At 41.7% G+C, this 26704-nt stretch carries 24 protein-coding genes; all 24 read right to left on the bottom strand.

Annotated elements, in window-relative coordinates:
- On the bottom strand, positions 1-282 hold the full coding sequence (locus JI665_RS03885) for a DUF503 domain-containing protein (RefSeq protein ID WP_206836503.1): 282 nt from the start codon (positions 280-282) through the stop codon (positions 1-3).
- On the bottom strand, positions 282-2513 hold the full coding sequence (gene infB / locus JI665_RS03880; protein WP_206836500.1) for a translation initiation factor IF-2: 2232 nt from the start codon (positions 2511-2513) through the stop codon (positions 282-284). Before infB ends, JI665_RS03885 begins: the two co-directional genes overlap by 1 nt.
- 19 nt (positions 2514-2532) lie before the next feature.
- A complete protein-coding gene (locus tag JI665_RS03875; RefSeq protein ID WP_009330704.1) occupies positions 2533-2835 on the bottom strand; it encodes a YlxQ family RNA-binding protein in 303 nt (100 codons plus the stop codon).
- Positions 2832-3116, bottom strand: a complete 285-nt coding sequence (rnpM, locus tag JI665_RS03870; protein ID WP_206836497.1) for an RNase P modulator RnpM — start codon at positions 3114-3116, stop codon at positions 2832-2834. Before rnpM ends, JI665_RS03875 begins: the two co-directional genes overlap by 4 nt.
- Positions 3117-3133: 17 nt before the next feature.
- Positions 3134-4291 carry a transcription termination factor NusA gene (nusA, locus tag JI665_RS03865; RefSeq protein ID WP_206836495.1) on the bottom strand — a complete coding sequence of 386 codons (1158 nt, stop codon included), beginning with the start codon at positions 4289-4291 and terminating at the stop codon, positions 3134-3136.
- A 92-nt stretch (positions 4292-4383) separates the two neighbouring features.
- Positions 4384-4851: a ribosome maturation factor RimP gene (gene rimP / locus JI665_RS03860; RefSeq protein WP_206836490.1), complete on the bottom strand. Its 468-nt coding sequence runs from the start codon at positions 4849-4851 to the stop codon at positions 4384-4386.
- 270 nt (positions 4852-5121) lie between these two features.
- Positions 5122-9432 (bottom strand): PolC-type DNA polymerase III, encoded by a 4311-nt coding sequence (locus tag JI665_RS03855; RefSeq protein WP_206836487.1) that lies wholly within the window; start codon positions 9430-9432, stop codon positions 5122-5124.
- Between the two features lie 433 nt (positions 9433-9865).
- A complete protein-coding gene (locus JI665_RS03850; RefSeq protein WP_206836484.1) occupies positions 9866-11569 on the bottom strand; it encodes a proline--tRNA ligase in 1704 nt (567 codons plus the stop codon).
- Positions 11570-11708: 139 nt separating this feature from the next.
- On the bottom strand, positions 11709-12971 hold the full coding sequence (rseP, locus tag JI665_RS03845) for an RIP metalloprotease RseP (RefSeq protein ID WP_206836481.1): 1263 nt from the start codon (positions 12969-12971) through the stop codon (positions 11709-11711).
- Positions 12972-13064: 93 nt separating this feature from the next.
- Positions 13065-14207: a 1-deoxy-D-xylulose-5-phosphate reductoisomerase gene (dxr, locus tag JI665_RS03840; protein WP_206836479.1), complete on the bottom strand. Its 1143-nt coding sequence runs from the start codon at positions 14205-14207 to the stop codon at positions 13065-13067.
- Positions 14208-14380: 173 nt separating this feature from the next.
- Positions 14381-15175 (bottom strand): phosphatidate cytidylyltransferase, encoded by a 795-nt coding sequence (locus JI665_RS03835; protein ID WP_206836476.1) that lies wholly within the window; start codon positions 15173-15175, stop codon positions 14381-14383.
- A 17-nt stretch (positions 15176-15192) separates the two neighbouring features.
- Positions 15193-15972 (bottom strand): isoprenyl transferase, encoded by a 780-nt coding sequence (locus tag JI665_RS03830; RefSeq protein ID WP_206836474.1) that lies wholly within the window; start codon positions 15970-15972, stop codon positions 15193-15195.
- A 354-nt stretch (positions 15973-16326) separates the two neighbouring features.
- Positions 16327-16884 (bottom strand): ribosome recycling factor, encoded by a 558-nt coding sequence (gene frr / locus JI665_RS03825; RefSeq protein WP_206836471.1) that lies wholly within the window; start codon positions 16882-16884, stop codon positions 16327-16329.
- Complete coding sequence (gene pyrH / locus JI665_RS03820) at positions 16884-17609, bottom strand: UMP kinase (protein WP_009330717.1); 726 nt, start codon at positions 17607-17609, stop codon at positions 16884-16886. Before pyrH ends, frr begins: the two co-directional genes overlap by 1 nt.
- A gap of 120 nt (positions 17610-17729) precedes the next feature.
- Positions 17730-18611: a translation elongation factor Ts gene (gene tsf / locus JI665_RS03815; protein ID WP_206836468.1), complete on the bottom strand. Its 882-nt coding sequence runs from the start codon at positions 18609-18611 to the stop codon at positions 17730-17732.
- A gap of 189 nt (positions 18612-18800) precedes the next feature.
- Entirely contained in the window at positions 18801-19502 is a 702-nt protein-coding gene (gene rpsB / locus JI665_RS03810; protein WP_206836465.1) for a 30S ribosomal protein S2, read from the bottom strand.
- A 147-nt stretch (positions 19503-19649) separates the two neighbouring features.
- Positions 19650-20240, bottom strand: coding sequence for a hypothetical protein (locus tag JI665_RS03805; RefSeq protein WP_206836462.1), 591 nt, complete (start codon positions 20238-20240; stop codon positions 19650-19652).
- A 9-nt stretch (positions 20241-20249) separates the two neighbouring features.
- Positions 20250-20561 (bottom strand): hypothetical protein, encoded by a 312-nt coding sequence (locus JI665_RS03800; protein WP_206836459.1) that lies wholly within the window; start codon positions 20559-20561, stop codon positions 20250-20252.
- 6 nt (positions 20562-20567) lie between these two features.
- Positions 20568-21953, bottom strand: coding sequence for a DUF342 domain-containing protein (locus JI665_RS03795; RefSeq protein WP_206836456.1), 1386 nt, complete (start codon positions 21951-21953; stop codon positions 20568-20570).
- A gap of 37 nt (positions 21954-21990) precedes the next feature.
- Positions 21991-22746, bottom strand: coding sequence for a FliA/WhiG family RNA polymerase sigma factor (locus JI665_RS03790; RefSeq protein ID WP_206836454.1), 756 nt, complete (start codon positions 22744-22746; stop codon positions 21991-21993).
- 281 nt (positions 22747-23027) lie between these two features.
- Positions 23028-23525 carry a chemotaxis protein CheD gene (locus JI665_RS03785; protein ID WP_206836451.1) on the bottom strand — a complete coding sequence of 166 codons (498 nt, stop codon included), beginning with the start codon at positions 23523-23525 and terminating at the stop codon, positions 23028-23030.
- Positions 23518-24159, bottom strand: coding sequence for a chemotaxis protein CheC (locus JI665_RS03780; protein WP_206836448.1), 642 nt, complete (start codon positions 24157-24159; stop codon positions 23518-23520). Before JI665_RS03780 ends, JI665_RS03785 begins: the two co-directional genes overlap by 8 nt.
- The gene (locus JI665_RS03775; protein ID WP_206836446.1) at positions 24156-24632 is read right to left on the bottom strand and encodes a chemotaxis protein CheW; all 477 of its coding nucleotides are present in this window, start codon (positions 24630-24632) and stop codon (positions 24156-24158) included. Before JI665_RS03775 ends, JI665_RS03780 begins: the two co-directional genes overlap by 4 nt.
- Before the next feature lie 32 nt (positions 24633-24664).
- Positions 24665-26701, bottom strand: a complete 2037-nt coding sequence (locus tag JI665_RS03770) for a chemotaxis protein CheA (protein ID WP_206836443.1) — start codon at positions 26699-26701, stop codon at positions 24665-24667.
- Positions 26702-26704 lie beyond the last annotated feature (3 nt).

Below are 26704 nucleotides of genomic sequence, written 5' to 3'. Positions count from 1 at the left end.
TTAAAGCCACTCTAAATCTGTAATTGTCCGTTCAATTTCCGGAAACGAATCAATCATCTTCAGCGCATTTTGCAGCTCGCGTTCCGTTGAAACCTGGGTAGACGAAACGGACACTATGGCAATTTTTGTCCTCTGCCATAGGTCCTGATAGTCCACCTCAGATACAGATACATTGTATTTTTGCTTAAGCCGGGTTAAAATCCGCTGCAGAACAGCCCGCTTTTCTTTCAAAGAATGTGTGTCATAAATGATACATTCACAGGCTGCAAGCCCAATTATCATTAACGTTCCACTTCTTCCATAATATATGCTTCGATAACGTCGCCTTCTTTAACGTCATTGAAGTTTTTGATGGTAATACCACACTCATAGCCTTGGGCTACTTCTTTAGCGTCATCTTTGAATCGCTTTAGAGCGTCAACTTCCCCTTCAAAAATAACAACTCCATCGCGGATTAAGCGGACACCGCTATCACGAGTGATTTTTCCGTCTGTAACATACGAGCCTGCAATTGTACCGATTTTGGAAACTTTGAACGTCTGGCGTACTTCAGCCTGGCCGATGATTTTTTCTTCGAACTCAGGATCAAGCATACCCTGCATCGCCAATTCAATTTCCTCGATTACTTTGTAGATAATGCGGTGCAAACGGATGTCAACATTTTCTGCATCTGCTGCCCGTTTGGCATTATTGTCAGGACGGACATTGAATCCTATTACAATGGCATTGAAAGCTGCAGCTAAAGTGATGTCAGACTCATTTATGGCACCGACACCTGTATGAAGGATACGAACATTAACACCTTCTACATCAATTTTATGAAGCGCAGCAGTTAATGCCTCCGCTGAACCTTGGACGTCCGCTTTAACAACGATGTTTAAGTCTTTCATTTCCCCTTGTTTCATATGTTCAAACAAGTTATCCAGACTTACTCTTGTCTTTTCGTTTCTTTGGGCCTGCAATGCCTGCTGGGCACGAGCTTCACCAATTTGGCGGGCTGTCTTTTCATCATCAAGGACAGCGAAGCGGTCACCAGCTTGAGGAACATCGTTAAGACCTGTTATTTCAACAGGTGTTGAAGGTCCAGCAGTTTTCACACGGCGGCCAAGATCATTAACCATAGCACGTACACGTCCAAATGAGTTACCGACAACGATAGGATCTCCTACCTTCAATGTACCATTTTGCACAAGGAGAGTCGCAACTGAACCACGTCCTTTGTCAAGCTGTGCTTCAATAACAGTACCAACGGCATTGCGGTCAGGATTTGCTTTGTATTCTTCCACTTCACCTACAAGAAGAATCATTTCAAGCAGTTCATCAATTCCATCGCCTTTAATAGCTGAGATTGGAACAAAGATTGTGTCACCGCCCCATGCCTCTGGAACCAAGCCATGTTCAGTCAATTCCTGCATAACACGGTCAGGATTTGCTGCTTCCTTATCCATTTTGTTAACAGCCACAATGATTGGCACTTCTGCTGCTTTTGCATGGTTGATTGCTTCAACCGTTTGCGGCATTACACCGTCATCTGCTGCAACAACGAGAATTGTAATATCGGTAATTTTCGCACCGCGGGCACGCATTGTCGTGAACGCAGCGTGTCCAGGAGTATCAAGGAAAGTAATCTTTTTGCCGTTTTCTTCAACTTGATAAGCTCCGATATGCTGAGTGATACCGCCTGCTTCTCCTGCTGTTACTTTCGTGTTGCGGATGGAGTCAAGCAATGTTGTTTTACCATGGTCAACGTGTCCCATGATGGTTACAACAGATGGACGTTCCACTAGTTCTGCATTTTCTTCTTCTGTGAAGTATACTTCAAGATCAGTTGTATCAACCAGTATCTCTTCTTCTACTTCCACACCGTATTCACCTGCAATCAGCTCAATGGCATCTTTGTCAAGATCCTGGTTAATTGTTGCCATAACACCCAGCATGAATAGCTTTTTAATGATTTCAGAAGGTTCGCGGTGCAGCTTCTTTGCCAGTTCCGCTACAGTCAGTGATTCGCTGAAAGTAATTTTTGAAGGAAGCTCCTTCACCTTTTTAGGAGCTGGGGCCACATGAGTCTGCTGCTGCTGTTTGCCTTTGTTATTTTTATTCTTATTGTTGTTTCGGTTATTGTTTCGGTTGTTGTTATTATTGTTTCTATTGTTGCTATTGCCCCGGTTATTTCCGGAGAAGCTTTTGCCGGACTGGCTGCCCTGTCCCTGGTTTCTGTTTTCGCCTGGTTTATTCTGAGGCTTGCTTTTAGGAGCTGTTGTGTTGACAGCACTATTATTTGAAGCCGGTTTTTGATTCCCTTGCGGTTTTTGCTGGCTTTGAGGTTTGCTCTGTTTTTGAGACTGGCTGTCATTCTTGATAAAGATTCCGTCAAGTTTCTGGACTGCAGCCGGCTCAATTGTAGTCATATGATTTGAAACCTCTATATTCATGTCTTTTAATTTTGTAATAACATCCTTGCTTGAAATGTTATGTTTTTTCGCATATTCATATACGCGCATTTTACTCATACTTTCACCCCCGCTAGTATTAATCGAGCAACGTTAACAGCTTTTTTGCAAATCCGGCATCTAACACTGCCACAACAACGCGGGCTTCCTTCCCTATAGCCTTACCGAGCATTTCCCGGTTTTGAATCAGCTTATAAGGAACCCCAAATGATTTACATTTATCTGTAACTTTCTTTGCCGTATTTGCGGATGCATCTGCAGACAGCAAAACAAGCTTTGCTTTACCGTTTCTGATCTCTTTAACAGCAAGCTCTTCTCCCGAAGTAATTTTCCGTGCCCGATTGGCTAAGCCAAGCAATGACATCCATTGATTTGAGTTCATTTGGATTGCCGTTTCTCCTTCTCTATTAACTCCAAGAGTTCTTCATAGATAGCTTCATCAATGGAAACTTCTAAATGATTGGCTAAGATATTCTTCTTCTTTGCTAACAAAACTGCTTCCTTTTCTTTGGAAAGATAAGCCCCGCGCCCTGATTTTTTACCGGTTGGGTCTACAGATACTTCCCCTTCTTTGGAGCGAACGATGCGAACGAGTTCTTTTTTCGGCCTCATTTCACCGGTAGCGACACATTTTCGCAAAGGAACTTTTTTACGATTGTTCACGATCATTCACCTCTTCCCTATTCTTTTCCCTCTAAAAGTTCATCCTGAAAATCGAAGTCTTCCTCATTTTCGTAGTCTTCGTTTTCATAATCATCATTATCAAAGTTCAACAGTGTTTCATCCCGCGGGTAAATTCCGGCTTCACGGGCATCTGTTTCTGATTTGATGTCAATTTTCCAGCCTGTAAGCTTGGCTGCAAGTCTTGCATTCTGGCCGCGCTTTCCGATTGCCAGGGAAAGCTGATAATCCGGAACTACAACTGTTGTCGCTTTGTCATCTTCATTTACGATTACGTCAAGCACCTTAGATGGACTTAGTGCATTGGCAACGAAAACCACCGGATCAGAAGACCACTTTACAATATCAATTTTTTCGCCCTTAAGCTCATTTACTACTGCCTGTACGCGTGTGCCCTTAGGTCCTACACATGAACCTACCGGATCAACTTCTTCATTGTCTGAATGAACGGAGATCTTAGAACGGTCCCCTGCTTCACGGGCAACGGATTTGATTTCAACAGTTCCATCATAAATTTCAGGCACTTCAATTTCAAATAATCTCTTCAGCAGGCCAGGATGTGTTCTGCTGACAAAAATTTGCGGTCCTTTTGTTGTCTTTTCTACTTTTGTAATAAAGACTTTAATGCGGTCATGGGGCTGATAACGCTCATTTGGCATTTGTTCGTTTGCCGGAAGGATCGCTTCAATCTTTCCAAGGCTCACATAGATGAACTTAGGATCTGTACGCTGAACAATTCCCGTCATGATATCTTCTTCACGGTCGATAAATTCAGAATAAATGATGCCTCTCTCCGCTTCACGGACACGCTGTGTAACAACCTGTTTGGCCGTTTGGGCAGCGATGCGCCCAAAGTCCTTAGGAGTTACTTCCATTTCAACCACATCTTCCACCTGGTAGTTTGGGTTGATCTTTTGAGCATCTTCAACTGAGATTTCAAGACGCGGATCAAATACTTCATCCACTACATCTTTGCGTGCAAAGACTCTCATCGTTCCGTTTCCTAGGTTTAAATCAATGCGCACATTCTGTGCCTGGTTAAAGTTTCTGCGGTAGGCTGACACCAATGCAGCTTCAATTGCTTCGATAATCACATCGCGAGAAATGCCTTTTTCTTTCTCAAGCAATGTCAGAGCATCCAAAAGTTCACTGCTCATGAGATTTATATCCCCCTTTATTTCTCTTATCAAATGATCAACACTGAGTAGCAATTGCTTATATTAATAAGCAAGCCCGCAATCAGCTGTCATTAGAAAACAACAGCTAAACGGGCATTCGCTACCTTTTCATAAGGAATTTCGATTCTTTTCTTCCTTGTTTTGATTTTCACTTCAACCGTAACGGTCTCCCCGTCAAATTGGGTTAACACACCTTCGAACGTCTTTTCTCCATCAATCGGTTCGTATGTTTTAACGAAAACATTCTTGCCGACTGCTTTAACAAAATCACTGTCTTTCTTTAGAGGGCGTTCAGCTCCCGGCGATGAAACTTCCAAGAAATAGTTGTATGGAATCGGATCTTCAGCATCAAGCTTTTCGCTTAGCTTTTCACTGACCATTCCGCATTCCTCGATATCAACGCCTGTTTCTTTATCAATAAATACGCGAAGGAACCAGTCTTTCCCTTCTTTTACATATTCAATGTCGACTAATTCTAAATTAAGTTCATCCACAATAGGGGTGACCAGTTGTTCCACCGTTTCAGTCACTTTGCTCATTCATTTCCCTCCTTTTTACTGGATTCTTAGCTCTTGTTTTACACTAATAAATTAGATATTGGCCCTGCTAAACTTTAATTAACATATAGTTTTAACATAGATCCGATATAAGGAAAAAACCGTACACAACACGAAAGAGTGGGTTGCCCCACTCTTCCTTTTGCGAGAGTTATTCTTAGTATTTCCAATAAAACTATACCATAACCAATTTTTTTATGCAAATGGAATAGCTGTCAGCAGAAGGGTTTGGAACATATGCCTGCACTCTTTTTAGAATAGAGAAAGCTGATTTTGTTCAGGAAGGGATTCCAGGCAGCCGTGGTTATCCAGATACTCGATAATTGTTTTGGACACTTTTCCGCGCTGCTGCAGATCTTCTTTGGATAGGAATTCTCCTTCTTCTCTTGCTTTAACAATATTGAATGCAGCGTTTGTACCCAATCCCGGAATGGAATTAAACGGCGGGATCAAAGAATTCCCTTCAATGATAAACTCATTTGCGCTTGAGCGATATAAGTCCACCTTTTGGAAGTTAAAGCCCCTTTCGTTCATTTCCAAAGCCAGCTCCATCACTGTTAATAGATTTTTTTCTTTCGTCGAGGCATCAAGTCCCTTTGCATTGATTTCTTCGATGCGCGCACGTATCGCCTGGGATCCTTTAACCATGGCATCAACGTCAAAGTCCTCTGCGCGGACAGTGAAATATGCTGCATAGTAAAGAAGCGGATGGTGCACTTTAAAGTACGCAATACGGACAGCCATTAAAACGTATGCAGCCGCATGGGCTTTAGGGAACATGTATTTAATCTTTTTGCAGGAATCAATATACCATTCCGGCACTTCATTCTTTCTCATTTCCGCTTCCATATCATCGCTCAGGCCTTTACCCTTACGGACCGATTCCATAATTTTAAAAGCAAAGGCAGGCTCAAGACCCTGATAGATTAAATAAACCATAATATCATCACGGCACCCGATTACTTCACTTAAGTTACAAATATTATTATGGATCAATTCCTGGGCATTTCCGAGCCAAACATCCGTACCATGAGAAAGACCAGAAATCTGGACAAGTTCTGAGAAAGTTGTCGGCTTTGTATCTTCAAGCATCTGGCGGACAAATCGCGTACCAAATTCAGGTATGCCAAGTGTTCCGGTTTTACACATGATTTGCTCTTCTGTCACACCAAGCGATTCCGGCCCGCTAAAGATTTTCATTACTTCAGGGTCATCTGTCGGAATCGTTTTTGGATCAATTCCGCTAAGATCCTGGAGCATCCTGATGACGGTGGGATCATCGTGCCCCAGTATATCGAGTTTTAATAGATTATCATGAATTGAATGGAAGTCAAAATGAGTCGTTTTCCATTCAGAATTCCGGTCGTCAGCTGGGAACTGAATTGGCGAAAAATCATAAATATCCATGTAATCCGGCACAACAATAATACCGCCCGGGTGCTGTCCGGTTGTCCGCTTTACCCCTGTGCAGCCCGAAGCCAGCCTGTCAATTTCGGCACCTCTTATTTGAAGATTATTATCCTGCTGGTATGCTTTGACGTAACCATAAGCTGTTTTGTCTGCCACAGTACCAATTGTTCCTGCACGGTATACATAATCCTCCCCGAATAGCACCTTTGTGTAGTTATGTGCCTTCGGCTGGTATTCCCCTGAAAAGTTCAAGTCAATATCGGGAACCTTATCTCCCTTGAAACCAAGGAAGGTTTCGAACGGGATATCATGTCCATCTTTTTTATATTTTGCTCCACAGTTCGTGCAGTCTTTATCAGGCAGGTCGAAACCGGAGCCAACTGATCCATCATTGAAAAACTCGGATGTCTTGCATTCCGGGCAAACGTAATGCGGAGGAAGCGGATTTACTTCAGTTATTTCAGTCATCGTCGCAACAAAAGAAGAGCCGACTGAACCACGGGAACCAACAAGATAGCCATCATCCAGTGATTTTTTTACAAGCTTATGGGAGATCAGATAGATCACCGCGAACCCATGGCCGATAATACTCTTAAGTTCTTTTTCAAGGCGGGCTTCAACGATCTCTGGAAGCGGATCACCATATATTTTTTTTGCCATTCCGTAACTCATGCTGCGCATTTCTTCATCTGCGCCTTCAATTTTCGGCGTATACAAATCATCTTTTATCGGCTTAATTTCTTCAATCATATCCGCTATTTTATTCGAATTCTCTACCACAATTTCCTTCGCTTTTTCTTTGCCAAGGAATGAAAAAGCGTCAAGCATTTCATTGGTAGTCCTGAAGTGAACATCCGGGAGCTGATGGCGATTTAGAGGATTTGCGCCCCCCTGTGAATTAACAAGGATTTTCCGGTAAATTTTATCATTGGGATTCAGGTAGTGTACATTGCCGGTTGCGACTACCGGCAGATCAAGTTTATCTCCCAGTTTTACAATATTGCCGATAATCTCTTCCAGCGCTTTTTCATCTCTTACAAGTTCAAGCTCCAAAAGGTGTGCATAGACGGCTTTTGGGTGCACTTCAAGATAATCATAGAATTGTGCTGTATCTTCCACTTCATCTGGAGATTTCTGCATCATGCCTTCAAAAACTTCGCCTTTGTCGCATCCCGATCCAACCAGAATTCCTTCACGATGCTTTTGCAGGACTGACCTAGGAATGCGCGGCACTCTGTAAAAGTATTCAAGATGCGATATGGATACGAGTTTAAAGATATTTTTCAGGCCTTCTTCTGTCTGTGCAAGCAGGGTGCAATGCGCCGGCCTTGCCCGCTGATAGGCATTTCCCTGTCCCATATTATCATTGAATTGATCATGATATTCGATCCCTTTTTCTTCTGCACCCTTAAGCATTTTAAGAAGCAGATAACCCGTAGCTTCCGCGTCATATATGGCACGGTGATGCTGGGTGAGTTCAACATCAAATTTTTTGGCCAGCGTATTCAGACGGTGATTTTTCATGTCCGGATATAAAAAGCGTGCGAGTTCAAGAGTATCAATAACAGGGTTAGGCGCTTTGCCTATGCCCATTTTTTTATAGCCGACATTTAGGAAACCCATGTCAAAGGAAGCATTATGGGCTACTAAAACAGCATCTCCTGTCCATTCATGGAACTTCTTTAGGACCTCTTCCACTTCCGGTGCATTCTCCACCAAATCATCTGTGATTCCAGTCAGATTGATCGTTGTTGCCGACAGTGGGTGATGAGGGTTGGCAAAGGATTCAAACCGATCAATGATTTCCCCATCATGAATCTTAACTGCAGCAAGCTCAATGATCGTATCATATACAGCTGATAAGCCGGTTGTCTCTACGTCAAATACAACATAAGTATCTTCAGTGAGCCTGCGATGCGCATCATTATAGGCAATCGGCACACCGTCATCCACAAGGTTCGCTTCGATTCCGTATAAAATCTTTATATCATTCTTCTTCCCGGCACCATAGGCTTCAGGGAATGATTGAGCAACAGCATGGTCTGTAATGGCAACAGCTTTATGTCCCCACTTTTTCGCCTGTGAAACCAGTGCACTGACAGATGAAACTGCATCCATTTGGCTCATCGGTGTATGAAGATGAAGTTCAACCCTTTTTTCATCAGCAGGCGATGTATCCTGTCGTTGAATAGGTTTAATTTCATTGATATCGTTCCCGATCATTACCAGGTCGCGGACAAATGTATCGTTTTGTATGCTGCCCCGGACCTTTAGCCACATCCCTTTTTGAACATGCTGAAATAACGCAGCATCCTCTTTGTCCCGCGAGAACATTTTTACAAGAATGGAACTGGTATAATCAGTAATTTTGAAAGTTAAGAGTGTCCGGCCGCTTCGGAGCTCTCTTGTTTCAGCAGCAAATACATAGCCTTCAACGGCTATTCGGCGCTCTTCATCAACGATATCAATCAATTTGCGGTAATCTGAATCGTCTTTAATGGTAAGACCAATTGTAAGCGGCCCCTGCGGTGCTGAAGAATCTGCTGATTCTGCTTCGGCCTCTTTCTTCTGCATCTCGATTGCAGCCTGAAGACCGCGCTCCTGGTCTTCTTTGCGTTTGGCCTCCATGAATTTTTCATATTCTTCATTGGAACCTTCTGAAGATAATTCTGTATCAACTGTTAAGGCCGGAAAGCCAAATACTTGAAAAACATCTGAAATAGTGCCGGCATACTTCTTTTTGATAGACAATCCTTCCAATTCATTTCGGACCTTAATAATAATTTTGTTCCCCTGTACAGATGGAACCTGTTCATTCAAAAGCTTTATGAGAGGCGGCGCCATGCCATCCATTTCTCTGATGCAGTTGTGCCAGTATTCAAGTACAAGCTTTTCAGTAAAGTCCTGATTCTTCACAGTTATGCTGTAAGAAATTTCTGCGATATGGGAAAATGTCTTTTCCAGCTGATCTGTGAAGCGGCTATATACACTGCAAGGCACAATCTTTGGAAAAGCAAAATAAAAATGCCATTTCCGTGACTGTCTCTCGACTATGACCCTTTCGATCTGGGCATCATGAAAGTGCTGCACAAAGGCATCTTCAGTTAGCTGCATCTGCTGGAGCAAGAGCTGAAATCTAGAAGGTTCGCTCATCTTTCTCTCTCCCATCTTATAAACTTAGTTTTTACACTTCTATTATTTAAAGTTGTTTTTGCTTATGAATTCTGCCCGTTGATTTCCGCCTCAGGCACTTGCTTTCCGCGGGGAAAGATGAGAGCCTCCTCGGCTTCGCCTGCGGGGTCTCTCACATCCCTCACTTCCCGAAGGACATTGAATAAACTTCCAAGAATCAACACCGCACGAAGAAAATGTGGATGCATTTTCGAGGATCAAGTGCCCTCCGCTACAATCAACTCAGTATAAAATTAAGTTTCACCGTTCAAAAACAGAGCAAACTCTATCACAATTTAGAAAATAGACAGACGGACTTAATTATAACATATCGAATCAGATAGTGATTGAAAAAACGGATTCCATTTTGGAACCCGTTTTTTCCTCTAAATCAAAAGGAACACTGCCCATATTTTTATAGTGCAGACATCATTTCAGCGATTTTATTTGCAAGCTGATCTTTGTGAATTTCCTGCATTTCACCTGTTTTTCTAACTTTCACTTCGACGATGCCTTCTGAAGCTTTTTTGCCGACAGTTATGCGGATTGGCAAACCGATAAGGTCGGAATCTGCAAATTTGACACCGGGACGTTCCTGACGGTCATCCAGTAATACTTCATAGCGATCCCTCTTTAGCATTGTATATAATTCTTCAGCAACTGCAGCCTGAGCTTCGTCCTTCATGTTAATAGGGATGAGATGCAAGTCGAATGGAGACAGTGAGCGCGGCCATATAAAGCCATTCTCATCGTTGAACTGTTCGGCAACTGCAGCCATAGTGCGGGAAACTCCGATGCCATAGCAGCCCATAATCATTGGCTGTGTTCTGCCATTTTCATCTAAATAAGCCGCTTCCATTGCTTCACTATAGCGAGTTCCCAGCTTGAAGATATGTCCAACTTCAATTCCTTTTGCAAATTGAATCGTTCCTTGTCCATCTGGTGAAGGGTCGCCCTTTTGAATGAAACGAAGATCTGCATATTGGGTTACACTAAAATCACGCTCTGGATTAGCATTGACATAATGAATTCCTTCTTCATTGGCGCCGCATACACCATTCACAATAGCTTCCACTGCATGGTCTGCAATAATATCAATATCCTTCACTCCAATAGGTCCCAAAGAACCAACTGCACAGCCGAGAATTTGCTTCGTCTCTCCGGCATCGGCAAGCTCCACGGCAGAGGCCTCAAGCAGATTTTTAAGCTTGATGTCATTTACTTCATGGTCGCCGCGGACAAGAACAAGAACATATTTTTCATCAGCCTTAAAAAGAAGCGTCTTTATGCACTGCTCTTTAGCAACGTTTAGGAAAGCCGAAACTTCTTCAATTGATTTCTGGTTTTCTGTCGCTGCCTTTTCCAGTTCCTCAGGTTCCTCATTGCTCTTTGAGTATTGTGCAAGCACTGGGGCCATTTCAATATTGGCTGCATAGTCGGAAGTATCTGAATAAGCAATCGTATCTTCTCCAACTTCCGAAAGAACCATGAACTCATGTGTATCTTTACCGCCCATTGCACCCGAGTCAGCAATGACAGCTCTGAAATTCAGGCCGAAACGTCTGAACACATTGGAATAAGCTGTATAAAGTTTATTATACATTTCATCAAGGCTCCCTTGATTTGAGTGAAATGAATAAGCATCCTTCATGATAAACTCACGCCCGCGAAGAAGCCCAAAGCGAGGACGCTTCTCATCCCGGAACTTGGTCTGAATCTGATAAAGAGCCAATGGTAATTTCTTATATGATTTTACGGCATCACGAACCAGGCTGGTAATCACTTCTTCATGAGTGGCACCCAAAGCAAATTCCCGCTCATGGCGATCCTTCATTCTCATCAGTTCAGGTCCATATGTATACCAGCGCCCGGATTCCTGCCATAGTTCAGCCTGCTGAAGAGCTGGCATCAGAAGCTCGGCAGCCCCTGCATTATCCATTTCTTCCCTGATTATCGCTTCAGCCTTTTGCAGAACTTTTTTCGCTAAAGGCATATAGCTATAAATTCCGCTTGCGTTCTGGCGGATAAAACCAGCCCTAAGCAATAATTGGTGGCTTCTTGTTTCCGCATCTGCAGGCACTTCTTTTAATGTAGGAATAAGCATCATGCTCTGTTTCATTTATTTGCACCTCAATTAAAAATATGTATTGAAACTGCTTTCTAAACAAAAGAAGGGTCTCCCGGTCTTCAGAAAAAGCTATTAGCTTCCTAAAGACCTGAGCCCTCACCCTTCTTCTTCATGCAGCTCTTCTAAGTTTTTACAGGAAAAATCTCTGAATATCATTCCAAGTGACCACGAGCATTAATAGCATTAAAAGGGCAAACCCAATAAAGTGGACCATCCCCTCTTTATGGCGGTCAATTGGCTTCCCTCTTACAGCTTCAACAGCAAAGAACATTAATCTTCCGCCATCGAGAGCCGGAATTGGAAGCAGGTTCATAATTCCCAGATTTATACTTAGGATGCCTGCCCATTTCATTAAGTAATATATGCCTGATTTGGCTACTGTATCTGTTGAAACATAGATTCCTACCGGACCAGATAATGCATCAATGGAAAACTGTCCAGTGACAAGCTTGCCTAGCATGACAAAAATCTCTTTAGTCCAGAAATAGGTTTCCTTGGCTCCATATGTTATGGCCTTTAAAGGTGATTTCTCCATTGGACTATATACGCCAATGATTCCAATCTTTTCGCCTTCAACATCCTGAACCTTCGGAGTAACCGGTATTGTATATTCCTGGCCGTTTCTTTCCACTAAAAACTCCAATTCTTCACTTGGATTCTGTCTAATGATTTCCACCACATCTGACCAGCTTGAAATTTCTGCTCCATCAACACTTTGAACCAAATCGCCTTCCTTAAGCCCGGCTTCATAAGCTGCACCATCAGGGGTCAGCTTGCCCAACGCAGGTTCATTAGTCGGAATACCCTGAAGTAAGGCTATTAGAACAAAAACGATAAAGGCAAGAACAAAATTCATCATAGGGCCTGCGAAAATCGCCATTGTTCTCTGGCCTAATGTCTTTGATGCAAATTGACGGTCATAAGGGGCAATGAGCGTCTCTGTTCCATCCTCTACCAGCACCGCTGAACGGCTGATTTTAAAGATCTGGATTGACTCTTCCTCTTCACCCTCAACATATCCTTTTATTTCAAGGTCATGCTCAATGTCAGCATCCTCAACTTCAACTATTCTTGCATCTGGATATTTTTCTTTATTGTTTAATATAATTTTGCTTACTTCCTCGTTGTCATCAAGGATCAGGCCAATGCGGTATCCCGGTTTAATTTCCACCATCTCGGGATCTTCCCCGGCCATGCGCACAAACCCGCCTATCGGCAATAGACGAATCGTATAAACTGTTTCATCTTTTTTAAAGGAAAACACTTTAGGGCCGAACCCAATAGCGAACTCCCGGCAGAGAATTCCTGCTCTTTTTGCAAATATTAAATGTCCCAGTTCATGGAAAAATACCAGTGCCCCGAAAATAACAATAAAGGCTATTACTGTACTCAAGTTTTAACCACCTTTTTTTAGAGGTCGTTCAAATGCGCTGGTGAGTGTTAATGATTTTATACTGCTTCCACCATTCTGCACTTGAACGCAAGCTTATAGAAGCGAGTTAACATATTTCCTCGTTTCCAAATCTGTTTCCTGGATCTCATCAAGACTTGGATTTGAAATTATGTCATGGCTGCCCAGTGCTCTTTCGATGAAATCTTCTATTTGCAGAAAGGTAATCTTTCCATCTAAGAATGCAGCAACCGCAGCTTCATTTGCTGCATTTAATACAGCTGGCATTGACCCGCCAGCTTTTCCGGCTTCATAGGCAAACTTCAGGCAGCGAAAGCGTTCAAAGTCCATTTCTGCAAAATGGAGCTTGCCAATTTCAGCAAGGTTCAGCCGGTTTGCTGTTCGGAGCGGAAGCCTGTCAGGATAAGTTAAAGCATACTGAATAGGTACTCTCATATCAGGAGTGCCAAGCTGTGCGATTACACTGCTGTCATGAAATTCCACCATGGAATGGATAATGCTTTCTTTATGAAGAAGGACATCTATTTTACTGTAATCCATGGAGAAAAGCCAATGTGCCTCAATTACTTCAAGCCCCTTATTCATCATTGTGGCTGAATCGATGGTTATTTTTGCTCCCATTGACCAATTCGGATGATTAAGTGCCTGTTCAACTGTCACATTTTCCAATTCCTTGCGGGAGCGGTCTCTGAAGCTTCCTCCAGAAGCTGTCAAAATGAGCCTTTCAATATTTTTCTCTTTTTCCCCCTGAAGGGATTGAAAAATAGCTGAGTGTTCACTGTCTACAGGAAGAAGCATTACACCGTTTCGCTTTGCTGCTTCCATAACCAGATGGCCGGCAGTCACAAGGGTTTCTTTATTTGCGATGGCGATTGTCTTCTTTTCCTCAATCGCCTGCAATGTGGAATCAAGTCCTACGCTGCCTAAAACTGCATTAACCAGTATTTCAGATTTTGGGTAAACAGCTACTTCTATCAAACCTTCATGTCCATATGTAAATGTTATGCCGGGAAACTCAGCTTTAAGAATATCTGCAGAACTTTTTTCTGATAGTGAAACAAGTTCCGGCTGAAAATCAGAGATAATTTTCCGGGCAAGATCTATATTTCTGCCTGCAGACATGGCTGCTAGCTTAAATTCCTCTGGGTTTTCCTTAATGATATCAAGAGTCTGTGTACCAATGGACCCTGTTGCACCCATTAAACTGATATGTTTCATAGTCTCCTCCTATAAGAAAAGCGGAAGCGCCTTTGGAACAAGTAAAGATAGCTTGTTCCTGCAAAGTTAGTCCAAGGAAGCATTCCTTGGCGCCCACTCCAGACACCTCTAGGGAGCAGGCGCTGGAGCTAGGCAGATATCTGGTATTCGCACACTGCTCTCTGCCCAATGCATTACAGCAAGTGAAAAAAGTGGAGCAATGGCAGGACGAATAATAAGCTGTCAAAACGGTCCAGAATCCCGCCATGGCCAGGAAGAATATTCCCTGAGTCTTTTACATTATAATGACGCTTTAATGCTGATTCCACTAAATCCCCTATTTGCCCGAACACCGACAAGATGGCTGTAATCACTAATAATCCCAGCATGGACTCATCAATATCTGTGAAGATAATAAACAATACCGCCACGGCAAGAGCACAGACCACACCACCAAGTGACCCTTCCACAGTCTTATTTGGGCTGATTTCAGGCCAAAGCTTCTTCTTTCCCATCGCTTTCCCTATGAAGTAGGCACCAGAATCCGTTGCCCAAATAAGGAATAATGCAAAAAAGAGATAGGTCAGACCCTGATCTGCGAAGCGGGTCTCCATAAAATAGTAAAACCCAATTCCAACATATAAAGTAGACATAATCGAAAACGCCACATCATCAAAAGTAAATTTATTTTTTGTTGCGACTGTATACGTTAAGAAAAGAAGCACCCCAAAAAGGGCAACCTCAATTTTTGTATAATTCAAATCATCCAGGATTGACTGAAATTCTTTAGGCAAAAGGAAAATCCACAATAATAGTAAAGAAATAATGCCTGGAATCGAGAATAAGTTTAAATTTCTCATCTTCAATAGTTCATATAGTGCAATAGATGCCAGCAAGTATGCCAGGATGATGATTGGCATGCCTCCATAGATAATGACTGGCAGGAGGACTGCCCCAAATATAATTGCTGTGATAATACGCTGCTTCATTCAATATTTCAACACCTTTATTGTACTCCCCCAAAACGCCTTTGGCGGCTTTGGAATACCTCGATTGCTTCGAGCATTTGCTCTTCATTGAAATCCGGCCATAATACATCCGTAAACCAGAATTCTGTGTATGCAAGCTGCCAAAGCATAAAATTGCTTAATCTGATTTCACCGCTTGTACGAATCAGCAGATCGGGATCCTTCAGCCCGCCCGTCATGAGGTAGGATGAGAATTTTTCTTCATTCAATTCGTTTTCATTCATTATACCACTTTTGCAATCATTTAAGACATGCTTGACGGCTTCGAGTATTTCGGCTCTGCTTCCATAATTAAGTGCAAAGTTCAATACCAGACCCGTGTTATTTTTTGTCTCTTCCATCGCTTTGGAAACTGCATTGCGGGTATGGGCAGGCAAGTGGTCAAAATAACCAATCATTCTTACTTGCACATTCTCTTCTATCAGTTCTGGGAGGAAAGTTCCCAGAAATTCCTCAGGCAGTTTCATAAGAAAGTCCACTTCCATTTTAGGCCTTTTCCAATTTTCAGTAGAGAATGCATATAAAGTTAAGGTCTTTACTCCAATATCGCTCGCAAATCTTGTGATTTTTCGGACAACCTTCATTCCCTCATGATGGCCGGCAACTCTTGGTAAAGCTCTTTTTTTTGCCCATCTTCCGTTTCCATCCATAATGATGGCAACATGCTCAGGAATTTGCAATTCTTTTATTTTTTCAACTCTCTCTCGGAGATTGGAAGAACTGTTTTGGGACTTCCATAACTTCATTTTATCAAACATAAGTCTGCTCCTTTAAAATAGGTTAATCCTCCGATAAAAGATAAAGTGAAACTTCAGTCATTGGGGGGTTTTTCCCCGCTGATTGATAGCTGATATTCAGTCATAGTATCTTTTAGAGATTATTCTAATGGTAAAATTATGATATTTCCTCTTTCCGCATGATAATATCATACCAAAAATAATTAAATATATCTCTATAAAAGAGTATGTTGCCAGAAACTAAATTCAGGATAGGGCTGCTGGACTTCTGCGCATATTTCATTGATGTCAGCACGTAAACACACGATCTGAATATGTATACTCCCAAAGAGTAAAAGAACCCCCTATTGATAGAGGGTTCTTGGTATAGAGTCATTAGACTGCAAGAATTTCTTTTTCTTTTTCTTTAGTTAAATCGTCAATCTTACTGATGTGGTCATCAGTAAGTTTTTGAATGTCGTCAGAAAAACCGCGAAGATCATCTTCTGTGATCTCTCCATTTTTCTCAAGCTTTTTAAGGTCATCATTGGCATCGCGGCGAACATTCCGGATAGCAACTTTTGCGTCTTCAGATTCTTTTTTGACAACCTTTACTAGCTCTTTGCGGCGTTCTTCAGTAAGCTGAGGAATAGCCAGTCTGATAACACTGCCGTCATTTGACGGATTTAAGCCGATATCAGATTTAAGAATGGCTTTTTCAATTTCTCCAAGAATGGATTTGTCATAAGGAGTAATGACTAAAAGGCGTGCTTCTGGAGCAGACACCCCGGCAAGCTGATTTACAGGAGTCGGCGCACCATAGTAATCAACAGTGATGCGATCAAGTAATGAAGCATTTGCTTTACCTGCACGGATGCTTGCAAGCTCTCTTGTATAAGCTGAAATTGCCTTAGTCATTCTTTCTTTTGCATCTGCAATAACTTGTTTTGGCATTATTTTTTCCCCCTAACGATTGTTCCGATTGTTTCACCCATTACGGCGCGGTTAATATTGCCTTTTTCCATAATTGAGAACACAATTAATGGAATGTTGTTATCCATGCATAAAGATGAAGCTGTAGAATCCATGACAGCCAATCCTTCTTTCAGAACATCAAGATAGGAAAGCTCATCATATTTCTTAGCATTTTTATCAATGCGAGGGTCAGCTGAATAAACACCATCTACATTGTTTTTCGCCATTAGAATTACTTCTGCTTCAATTTCTGCAGCTCGCAATGCTGCTGTTGTATCAGTAGAGAAGTAAGGATTTCCGGTTCCTGCAGCAAAGATCACAACCCGCTTTTTCTCAAGATGGCGGATGGCTCTTCTGCGGATGTACGGTTCAGCGACCTGCCTCATCTCGATTGAGGTTTGAACTCTCGTCTCTACACCGAGATTCTCGAGGCTATCCTGCAACGCCAATGAGTTCATGACAGTAGCAAGCATTCCCATGTAGTCGGCATTTGCCCTGTCCATCCCCATTTCTTCTCCGATCTTTCCACGCCAGATGTTTCCGCCGCCGACAACAACGGCAACCTCAACACCTAATGCAGCCAGATCTTTAACCTGTGCAGCTATTGATTTAATCACTGAAGGATTAATTCCGAAACCTTGCTCTCCTGCTAAAGCTTCTCCACTTAATTTTAAGACCACGCGTTTGTATTTAGGGCTGCTCATAAGAACCTCCATATGTAGTATAAAAACTCACCATAGCTTCTTTAATTTTATCTCATTCTTGAAAAACAGGGAACACAAAGTGTTCCCTGAATCATAGCTGAATTAATTATTATTCAAAAATTACTTCTTAACCTGGTTCATTACTTCTTCAGCGAAGTTGTCTTCACGCTTTTCGATGCCTTCTCCAACTTCGTAGCGAACGAACTCAAGGATTTTTCCGCCTTTAGATTCAACGAATTTGCCTACTTTTTGATCAGGGTTTTTAACAAAAGCCTGGTCGTTTACGCAAACATCTTCGAAATATTTGCCAAGGCGTCCTTCAACCATCTTAGCAACGATGTTCTCAGGCTTGCCTTCGTTAAGAGCTTGCTGAGTCAATACTTGACGCTCGCGCTCTACTTCATCCTGTGATACTTCATCACGAGATACATATTTAGGGTTTAGGGCAGCAATATGCATTGCAACATCTTTCGCTGCATCTTCGTCAGTTGTTCCCTCAAGAACTGTTAACACACCAATGCGTCCGCCCATATGAAGATAAGCACCGAAAGCATCGCTCTCAGTTTTTGTTTTGATTTCGAAGCGGCGAAGAGAAAGCTTTTCACCGATTTTAGCAATTGCACTGTTGATGTGAGATTCTAAAGTTGCACCGTTAGCCATTGTCTGGCCAGCGGCTTCTTCTACTGAAGCCGGCTTGTTAGCAAGCAAATGCTCAGCGATTTCTTTTACAAGAGTTTGGAATCCTTCGTTTTTGGCAACGAAATCTGTTTCAGAGTTTACTTCAAGGATAACTGCTTCGTTTCCGTCAACTTTAACAGAAGTAAGACCTTCCGCAGCAATACGGTCACCTTTCTTAGCAGCTTTAGCGATTCCTTTTTCACGAAGGAAGTCGATTGCTTTTTCCATATCACCATCAGTTTCCTGAAGTGCTTTTTTGCAGTCCATCATGCCTGCGCCTGTTTTTTCACGAAGTTCTTTAACCATTTGAGCAGTAATTGCCATTATGAGATCCTCCTTAATGAGTTATGTAATAATATCTTTACCATTTATAGCTGTATGGAAAACTAAACTTTGCCTTTTCTTTAAAAAAAGGTGATAAAGGGTGCTCCCTCTTATCACCTTCTTTAAAATCAAGAAAAAGCACCTTAGAGCAGTACAGCTCCCGCGCTCCAAGGCGCCTCCGCTTTTTTATTAAGCAGTTGTAACTTCTTCACCTTGTTTAGCTTCAAGGATAGCATCTGCCATTTTGCCTGTTAACAATTTAACAGCACGGATAGCATCATCGTTTGCAGGAATTACAACATCAATTTCATCCGGATCACAGTTTGTATCAACGATACCAACGATAGGGATGTTTAATTTATGTGCTTCTGCAACAGCAATGCGCTCTTTGCGCGGGTCAATGATGAATAGAGCATCTGGAAGGCTCTTCATGTCTTTGATTCCGCCTAAGAACTTCTCTAAGCGCTCTTGCTCTTTCTTTAATTGAACAACTTCTTTTTTAGGAAGAACTTCGAAAGTTCCGTCTTCAGACATTCTTTCGATATCCTTTAAACGCGCAATACGCTTTTGGATTGTTTCAAAGTTTGTTAAAGTTCCGCCCAACCAGCGCTGGTTGACAAAGAACATACCAGAACGGATTGCTTCTTCTTTAACAGAATCTTGAGCTTGTTTCTTAGTTCCTACGAAAAGGATTGTACCGCCGTTTCCAGCAAGCTCCTTAACGAAGTTGTAAGCTTCTTCTACCTTCTTAACAGTCTTTTGAAGGTCGATGATGTAGATGCCGTTACGCTCAGTGAAGATGTATTTCTTCATCTTAGGGTTCCAGCGGCGTGTTTGGTGTCCGAAGTGTACACCAGCTTCAAGCAATTGCTTCATTGAAATTACTGACATTTGTGTTTCCTCCTAATGGTTTTTATTTCCTCCGCCCATATCATTTTCAGCCGGCAACTGCATGTGAACAGCACCATCCGGCTAAATCCATAAGCGTGTGTATTAACACCATTTGTTAATATAGCATAAGTGTTTTTCACAATCAAGCTATTCTTGCTGATTTTGACGAAATTTAAGCATTAATTCGATTTCTGTCTTCCCTTTTCCTAATTTTTTTGCAATATCCTCCACATTCATTCCCTGTTTTTTCATCATAAACACTTGATCTTCCAATGATGAAAAAATCGCTGCTTTAGCCCGCTGACTGCTGTCTGACTGCATTACAGATTCAGCTTCCTTCAAACCTTCTGTTTCATTCAATTCTTCCTCTAAAGCCCTTAAATTATTTTTGTAGGCTTTAGAAGCCTGGTATACAGATGCTCTGGCTAATCGCATTGATTTCTCCTCAGCTCCAGCTATATGTTCATCACTTTTTCTTTCCTTATTTAACTGGATACTTTTTTCTTTTACAGATATTTGGTTTTTAGCATTTATCTGCGAAAATTTGTTTATAAAATCATCGTTTTCTTCCTTCATTTGAATAAGGTAAGAAGATATGACTTCTTCCATTTCAACAAGCACTCTTTCCTGTTTTTTCTCTGTTTCCATTAATTTGTTCTGACGCAGAAACAGCAGAATAATGGCTAATAACGCTACAATATTAAGCAGCAGGCTAATAGCTAATAGAAAAGCTGTCATGATATCCCTCTATCCGCTGTAGTCAATAACCTTCCCTTTGTATGGATGGTTCTGTTTGTCATGGTTATCCTTTTTCTGATTTTCTTTCCGATCATGTCCACCGGCCTCTTTTTGGCTTTCGCTTTCATCATTGAAAAGAGTGACATTTTGTTTTTGCTCATGTTTTATCACGGTCGTCCGCCGTTTCTCAGCATTTTCCCGTGTGCTTTCGGCAGCAAACCCGCTGATTGCCTGTCCCCTCTGCTGAAGCTGATCCTGGATTTTACCTGCGTCAAACGTTCTTGGCAGTGCTATCTGCAGTTCTATTGATTTTAAACTCATCCCGGATCACTTCCTTATTAAAGGATCGTTTTTGGCTGTTTCTAAAGGATCACTTCTTATTTCTCCATTTGAAAAACGGAACTTAAATGATTTAACTGTCTGCCGGATCACTTTTGAATATTTTCCAAAATGCATAGTAGTGTTTGGATAAACCTTCCCATAGATAAGAATCGAAGCATTTATTTTTTCTTCTTTTTCTTTTTCCAGTTCGGCAAGCTCTTCATTAAGTTTGGTCAATTTATCCTGCAAATGGGCTTTTGTGGCCCTTTGTTTGAGAATAATAGTTCTTTGCTCTTCCGACAGATTTCCTGTAAGCCTGGCCATTTCTGTCAGTCTTCCTTCAATACTATCCAGCTTTTTGATTGTTTCCTGCAGTCTGGCTGATTCGTTTAAGAGATCTTTTTCGGCCTTAGCCAATTTGGAGTCCATCCCTGCAAAAAGCTCCGTTTTAGTAAATAAGTGATTCCCCAGCTCTTTAATCTCCATATCAGAGCCGGACAGAAGCTTGCCTCCAATGACCAAAGCGCCGCCGCACCTGATCGCTCCGCCAGCATGTACATGACTGTGAAGGATTGACTTTGTAATAACTACGTCCTGTTCAGCCTTCACTTTTGCCTGATTTAGATATGCTGCCTGAACAGAGCCACCCGATATAACTGAACCTCTATGACTTCCGGAAATTCCGCCAGAAATAAGCACATTGCCATCAGCCTGAAGGAAAGAGCCTTCCACCAGACCGGTAACAATGATGTCGCCTCCAGCTTTAATTTCATAACCGGCAGGAACATTGCCGCGTATCATAACATTCCCAACAAAATTTATATTCCCGGTTTTCAAATCAAGGTCGCCTATCACTTCAAACACCGGATTTACAGAAATGCTGATTGGAGTAAAGCTAACCTGACCATCCATTAGCGAATAATATTTGCCGCCATTTTCTAATACATTGTTTCCTGCTTTGACTCTTAAAGGTTTTCCATTCCTTGCTGGTATGGACTGTCCAAAAATATCTTTTCCGGGAGCACCGGGGGTAGAAGGAATTACAGATGCCAGGAGCTGTCCCTGTTTAACAGAAGGAATATGGAGAACATCTCTAAAATTAAACCCCTTTCTCCTCGTTTGCTGGTCAAAAGAGACTTCATTTAACAGGTATGCATCACTGCCGTTTTCTGCAGGAATTCCTTTTGCTACTAAAATGGGATATTCCACTGAGAAAGGGTCTTTGCAGATACTCTGGATTATTTCTTCGCTTACACCAAATGTGATTTTTTCGTCAGTAAGCAATTTGTGCAAATATTCAGAGTGAACGGCTCCATCCAGCTTATTAATATCTAACGGCTTAATCAATGCAGCTAAGCGTTGAGCATCGACTAAAATTTGAAATTTTTCCATGCTGATTCCTTCCTTTGCAGAAAGAAATGACATAAGATTATATTGCTTTTTCCAGCAGCTGCCTCAGCTTAAAAATTGACTTTGAATGTATTTGGGATATACGGGAGGTAGATAAACCCATTACTTCGCCAATTTCTGTCAGCGTTAATTCCTCTTTATAAAATAAACTTAGCACCAGCTGTTCTTTTTCATTTAATTGTAAGATTTTTTCAGCCATTTCTTCCAAAATTTCATTCTTTAATACCTTTTCTTCTGGAATAATTGCTTTTTCATCCTTAATGGAGTAACTGCCATCTTTTTCTTCAGCATCGGGCTGTTCATCAATTGAAAGGATGTTTGCGTAAAAATGTTCGTTCATAACAGAATATACTTCATCTTCCTGCATCTCTGCTTCTTCAGCAATTTCATGAACAGTTGCATTTCGCATCAGCCGCTGCTCCAGCTTCTCAATGGCAGCTTCAATTTTTTTCGCCTTATCCCGCGTACTTCGGGGAAGCCAATCTTCTTTTCTTAATCCATCAAGAATTGCACCGCGAATGCGAAAAGAAGCATATGTATCAAATTTCAAATCTCTTGCAGGATCAAATTTTTCCAGCGCGTCATATAACCCCATTAGCCCCAGGCTTCGAATATCATCTCTTGAAACATTCTTCGGCAGGGTAGCGGATATCCGCTGTACATGATAGCTTACAAGAGGCAAATATTTTTTCACAAGAAAATTCCCCGCTTGAGCATCTCGAGAGTCGACCCATTTAGCCCAGTATGTGCTTTCTTCAGTTATCAGGTCTGCCATGGCCATCCTCCTCAAACGTTTCCATTTCTATTAACTATTGTTAGTATATCAAAATGTTTCCTATAAAAATATTAACTTCAGCCTTCACCGCTCACTTTTTAATCGATAAAGAGGGGAGGTTTTCTTCGAAGAGTTATTGTAGAGATTTATAAATAAGCCGGAGAAAAATCTGATTTTATGGCTAGCGGTGATAATCTTGTTATTTGCGATTTTGCTTTAAAGATTTATAAAGCCGAAATAAAAAAGCTGATTCACTAACTGCAAATTCATAAATCTGGAGCTTAAATAATCACTTGGCCTTTGTTTACAGTCCGAATCATTAGTTCTCCTGATTGAGGGTTGAATTCGATAGTTCTGCCGCTATGGCCCCCCACATCTTCCCCTAAAATGGCAATTTTTAAAGATGAGAGTTCTTTTTTTACCGCCTCTACATTCCTTGGGCCAATCCTCATTAAATCACTTCCAGAAGAGTACTTAAACATTTGAGCTCCGCCGGCAATTTTCGCTTTTAATCCTGTTGGTCTTGCTCCACTTTTCGAAAGAAGGCTCACTAAGTCACTGATAGCTGTATCAGCATATTTAGCTGAATTAAAGCTCGTACCTTTGGCAAGAGATGAATCAGGCAGCATAATATGTGCAAGCCCGGCAATTTCTGCACTGAGGTCATATAGAACCACACCGACACAGGAACCAAGTCCTGATGTCCTGATTAAGCTGGGGGTTTTCACAATATTCATATCTGCGATGCCAACTTTTACAACTTCAAGAAGATTATTCATGCTCTGAGACTCCCAAGGCCTTAAAAATAATTTGAAATGATTCAGGATCTGGAAGCAAAAAAAAGTGGCCATTTACAGCATCCGTATTATGGACTTCTTCATTTAAAGCTGTATCAATGACTATAGCGTAATCGCTCACTTGTGAAATTTCCAGCAGCCCCGTGCCAATTATTGCTCCCACCATATCGATGCTTAGCATCGGCACTGAAGGAAAAAGTGATAGTTTCGTAAAATCCGATAAAGAAGATAAATAAGAACCTGAGAGAATGTTTCCAAGCTCCTGAAGTGCCGATAATGCAAGTTCATCATATGGCAGCTCATCTGTACAGAAAGGTATGTTTCCAGGCAGTTCCCGAATAAAGATTTCAGCCTGTTCAAGAGGCAGGACAAAAAACATGCTGCCAGGGGCGTCTCCTTCTATCCTCAGAAACACCCCGGCCACTACATTTTCTGCCCCTCCAGCCATATTGATCATTTCATCAAAAGAAACTATTTTTACATCCGGGACAGACATATCAATTTTTTTATTAAGAAGAGTTGATAATGCAGTCGCCGCATGTCCTGCTCCAATATTCCCGATTTCTTTAAGAATATCCAATTTCAGGCTGCTGATATTCTTGTCTAAAAAATTCATCCCGCTATCCCTTGTCCATCCTGAGCTGCCAATTCTTCAGGATTGAGGACTCTTTCCAAATCTATAAGGATAAATAATCGCTTTTCGATTTTCGTTACACCCTTGATAAAATCGGCCTCTTCAGAACCGATTACCTCCGGCGGGGGTTCAATCGATTCAAAGGCCACGTCAATGACATCATTTGCAGAGTCTACAATCAGCCCAACTTCCATATCATCCAATACCGCGATAATTACTCGTGAATGCTCATTATATTCAGCCTCTTCCAGATTAAATCTGCTTCTGAGACTAATGATCGGCGTCACAACACCCCGTAAATTGATTACTCCTTTTACAAAGCCTGCTGTTCGTGGAACCCGGGTTATATGCTCAACCTTTTCAATTGAACGCACCTGATTAACCGGAATCGCATACTCTTTATCTTTCAGCTGAAATACAATCAATTTTAAATCCGCGGCTGCCGTCTCAGTCATCCTGTTCACTCCTTTATAAACGTCAAATTAATTTATTTAATCAATGCATTGCAGTCCACTATCAGAGCCACCTGTCCATCACCTAATATGGTTGCACCGGAAATAGCAAACACACTGGTTAAGTAGTTTCCAAGGGACTTTAAAACTACTTCCTGCTGTCCAATAAAGGAATCTACAACAAGCCCGGCCATCTTTTCCCCTTTTCTGACAATGACAACAGAAATGAATTCGTCTTCCAGACTCTCGGATGGCACCTCAAAGATTTCCTTTAACGAAAGGAGCGGAACCACTTTTCCTCTGAAATCAATCACCTTTTGATTATGTGCACTTAAGATGTCTCCTTTTCTGATAATAGCTGTTTCAATAATAGACGATAGAGGGATTGCATATTTTTCCTTCTCAATCTCAACTAGCATGACTGAAATAATGGATAAGGTTAATGGCAGCTGTATGGAGAAAATGGATCCCTGTCCCACTTTTGAATCAATTGAAACTGATCCTCCCAATGACTCGATTGTATTCTTTACAACATCAAGCCCCACACCCCGACCGGAAACATCTGAGATTTTATCCGCAGTCGAGAAGCCAGAAGCAAAAATCAGTTCATAAGCTTGTTTGTCCGTTAGAGTGGAAGCCGTTTGCTCTGTAATGATACCGTTTTTCAGTGCTTTCTTAATAACCTTATCTTTGTTTATGCCTGCACCATCGTCCTCTATTTCAATGAACACATGATTGCCGCTGTGATATGCCTTTAATACGACATTTCCTTCTTCACTTTTTCCATTTTCTTTGCGGACTTCTGGTGTTTCAACCCCATGGTCCAATGCATTTCGGATTAAGTGCACAAGCGGATCGCCAATTTCATCAATAACCGTCCGGTCAAGTTCAGTTTCTGCCCCGACAATTTCGAGATTGATCTTTTTATTTAAATCCCTTGCCAATTGTCTGACCATTCTTGGAAAACGATTAAATACCGTTTCAATTGGGACCATTCGCATATTCAGAATAATATTCTGAAGGTCTCCTGAGATCCTTGACATATGCTCAACCGTTTCATGCAGTTCCTGATTGTTTAATTCCTTGGATATTTGTTCAAGCCTTCCTCTGTCAATCACCAATTCTTCAAACAGATTCATAAGGATATCCAATCTCTCGATATTTACCCTAATCGTTTTATTGCTGACTTGCTTTGCTGCCGGGGCTTTCTTCTCCTCTTTTGGCATATCTGAAGCAGCCTCTGCGACCTCTTCCGCGGCAGGCAGTGCAGCTTCTTCCACTTTCACAGCTTCCTGAAGGCTATAGTCCCCCATAGATAGCGGCAGCACTTCTATTCTTTCCACTTCCGATACCTTCAAGAGTTTCTGACGGATAGCTTCAGTTGTTTCTTTTGTCACAATTGTTACGGAGAATTCCTGATCAAATTGCTCTTCTTCGAGCTGCTCAACTGATGGTGTTGCTTTGATCACTTCCCCACTCTTCTCGAGTACTTCAAAAACCATATATACTCTGGCAGCTTTCAGCAGGCAATCTGCCCGCAATGCTATTGATATTTCATAGGACTCAAAGCCCTGCTCCTTCGATTGCTGAATAACTGTCCATTCAAAATCATCATATGTAGTCTTGATCAGTCCTTGCGGTTCTGCAATGGCTGCCGCCGTTTCAGCTCTTGCCGAAGACTGTGCCGGACTTTCCCCTTTTTCGATCAGCATTAATTTTTCTACTGCTTCGGAAACATCCCTTTTGCCGTCACCGCCTTCCGCAATTGACTGGACCATTGCTTCAAGATCATCAACAGCCAGAAAAACGACATCCAGAATTTCAGCATTTACTTTAATTTTCTGATTTCTGATTGCATCAAGCACATTTTCCATTTGATGGGTTAGATTTGCTAGATCTTCGTACCCCATGGTGGCTGACATGCCTTTAAGCGTATGCGCTGACCTGAATATCTCATTAACTATTTTTATATCTTCAGGATTTTTCTCTAATTCAAGAAGCTGTTCATTGCACGCCTGCAAATGCTCCTTGCTTTCTTCAATAAATACTTCTAAATATTGATTCATCTCCATGTG

Origin of the sequence: Bacillus sp. NTK034, assembly GCF_017303275.1 — a bacterium.
GTDB lineage: Bacteria > Bacillota > Bacilli > Bacillales > Cytobacillaceae > Cytobacillus.
Note: the sequence above shows the minus strand (reverse complement) of the source record. Positions and strands in the feature narration are given on the sequence as shown.

What these genes read in the sequence shown, in the direction of transcription:
- JI665_RS03855 (WP_206836487.1), bottom strand. Translation starts at nt 9,432, where the DNA reads ATGAGCGAACCTTCTAGATTTCAGCTCTTGCTCCAGCAGATGCAGCTA.
- JI665_RS03790 (WP_206836454.1), bottom strand. Translation starts at nt 22,746, where the DNA reads ATGGCAGACCTGATAACTGAAGAAAGCACATACTGGGCTAAATGGGTC.
- JI665_RS03785 (WP_206836451.1), bottom strand. Translation starts at nt 23,525, where the DNA reads ATGAATAATCTTCTTGAAGTTGTAAAAGTTGGCATCGCAGATATGAAT.
- pyrH (WP_009330717.1), bottom strand. Translation starts at nt 17,609, where the DNA reads ATGAGCAGCCCTAAATACAAACGCGTGGTCTTAAAATTAAGTGGAGAA.
- rpsB (WP_206836465.1), bottom strand. Translation starts at nt 19,502, where the DNA reads ATGTCAGTAATTTCAATGAAGCAATTGCTTGAAGCTGGTGTACACTTC.
- JI665_RS03775 (WP_206836446.1), bottom strand. Translation starts at nt 24,632, where the DNA reads ATGACTGAGACGGCAGCCGCGGATTTAAAATTGATTGTATTTCAGCTG.
- nusA (WP_206836495.1), bottom strand. Translation starts at nt 4,291, where the DNA reads ATGAGCAGTGAACTTTTGGATGCTCTGACATTGCTTGAGAAAGAAAAA.
- JI665_RS03850 (WP_206836484.1), bottom strand. Translation starts at nt 11,569, where the DNA reads ATGAAACAGAGCATGATGCTTATTCCTACATTAAAAGAAGTGCCTGCA.
- tsf (WP_206836468.1), bottom strand. Translation starts at nt 18,611, where the DNA reads ATGGCAATTACTGCTCAAATGGTTAAAGAACTTCGTGAAAAAACAGGC.
- JI665_RS03780 (WP_206836448.1), bottom strand. Translation starts at nt 24,159, where the DNA reads ATGAATTTTTTAGACAAGAATATCAGCAGCCTGAAATTGGATATTCTT.
- dxr (WP_206836479.1), bottom strand. Translation starts at nt 14,207, where the DNA reads ATGAAACATATCAGTTTAATGGGTGCAACAGGGTCCATTGGTACACAG.
- frr (WP_206836471.1), bottom strand. Translation starts at nt 16,884, where the DNA reads ATGCCAAAACAAGTTATTGCAGATGCAAAAGAAAGAATGACTAAGGCA.
- JI665_RS03770 (WP_206836443.1), bottom strand. Translation starts at nt 26,701, where the DNA reads ATGGAGATGAATCAATATTTAGAAGTATTTATTGAAGAAAGCAAGGAG.
- JI665_RS03800 (WP_206836459.1), bottom strand. Translation starts at nt 20,561, where the DNA reads ATGAGTTTAAAATCAATAGAACTGCAGATAGCACTGCCAAGAACGTTT.
- JI665_RS03885 (WP_206836503.1), bottom strand. Translation starts at nt 282, where the DNA reads ATGATAATTGGGCTTGCAGCCTGTGAATGTATCATTTATGACACACAT.
- JI665_RS03830 (WP_206836474.1), bottom strand. Translation starts at nt 15,972, where the DNA reads ATGTTTGATAAAATGAAGTTATGGAAGTCCCAAAACAGTTCTTCCAAT.
- infB (WP_206836500.1), bottom strand. Translation starts at nt 2,513, where the DNA reads ATGAGTAAAATGCGCGTATATGAATATGCGAAAAAACATAACATTTCA.
- rimP (WP_206836490.1), bottom strand. Translation starts at nt 4,851, where the DNA reads ATGAGCAAAGTGACTGAAACGGTGGAACAACTGGTCACCCCTATTGTG.
- JI665_RS03875 (WP_009330704.1), bottom strand. Translation starts at nt 2,835, where the DNA reads ATGAACTCAAATCAATGGATGTCATTGCTTGGCTTAGCCAATCGGGCA.
- JI665_RS03835 (WP_206836476.1), bottom strand. Translation starts at nt 15,175, where the DNA reads ATGAAGCAGCGTATTATCACAGCAATTATATTTGGGGCAGTCCTCCTG.
- JI665_RS03805 (WP_206836462.1), bottom strand. Translation starts at nt 20,240, where the DNA reads ATGACAGCTTTTCTATTAGCTATTAGCCTGCTGCTTAATATTGTAGCG.
- JI665_RS03795 (WP_206836456.1), bottom strand. Translation starts at nt 21,953, where the DNA reads ATGGAAAAATTTCAAATTTTAGTCGATGCTCAACGCTTAGCTGCATTG.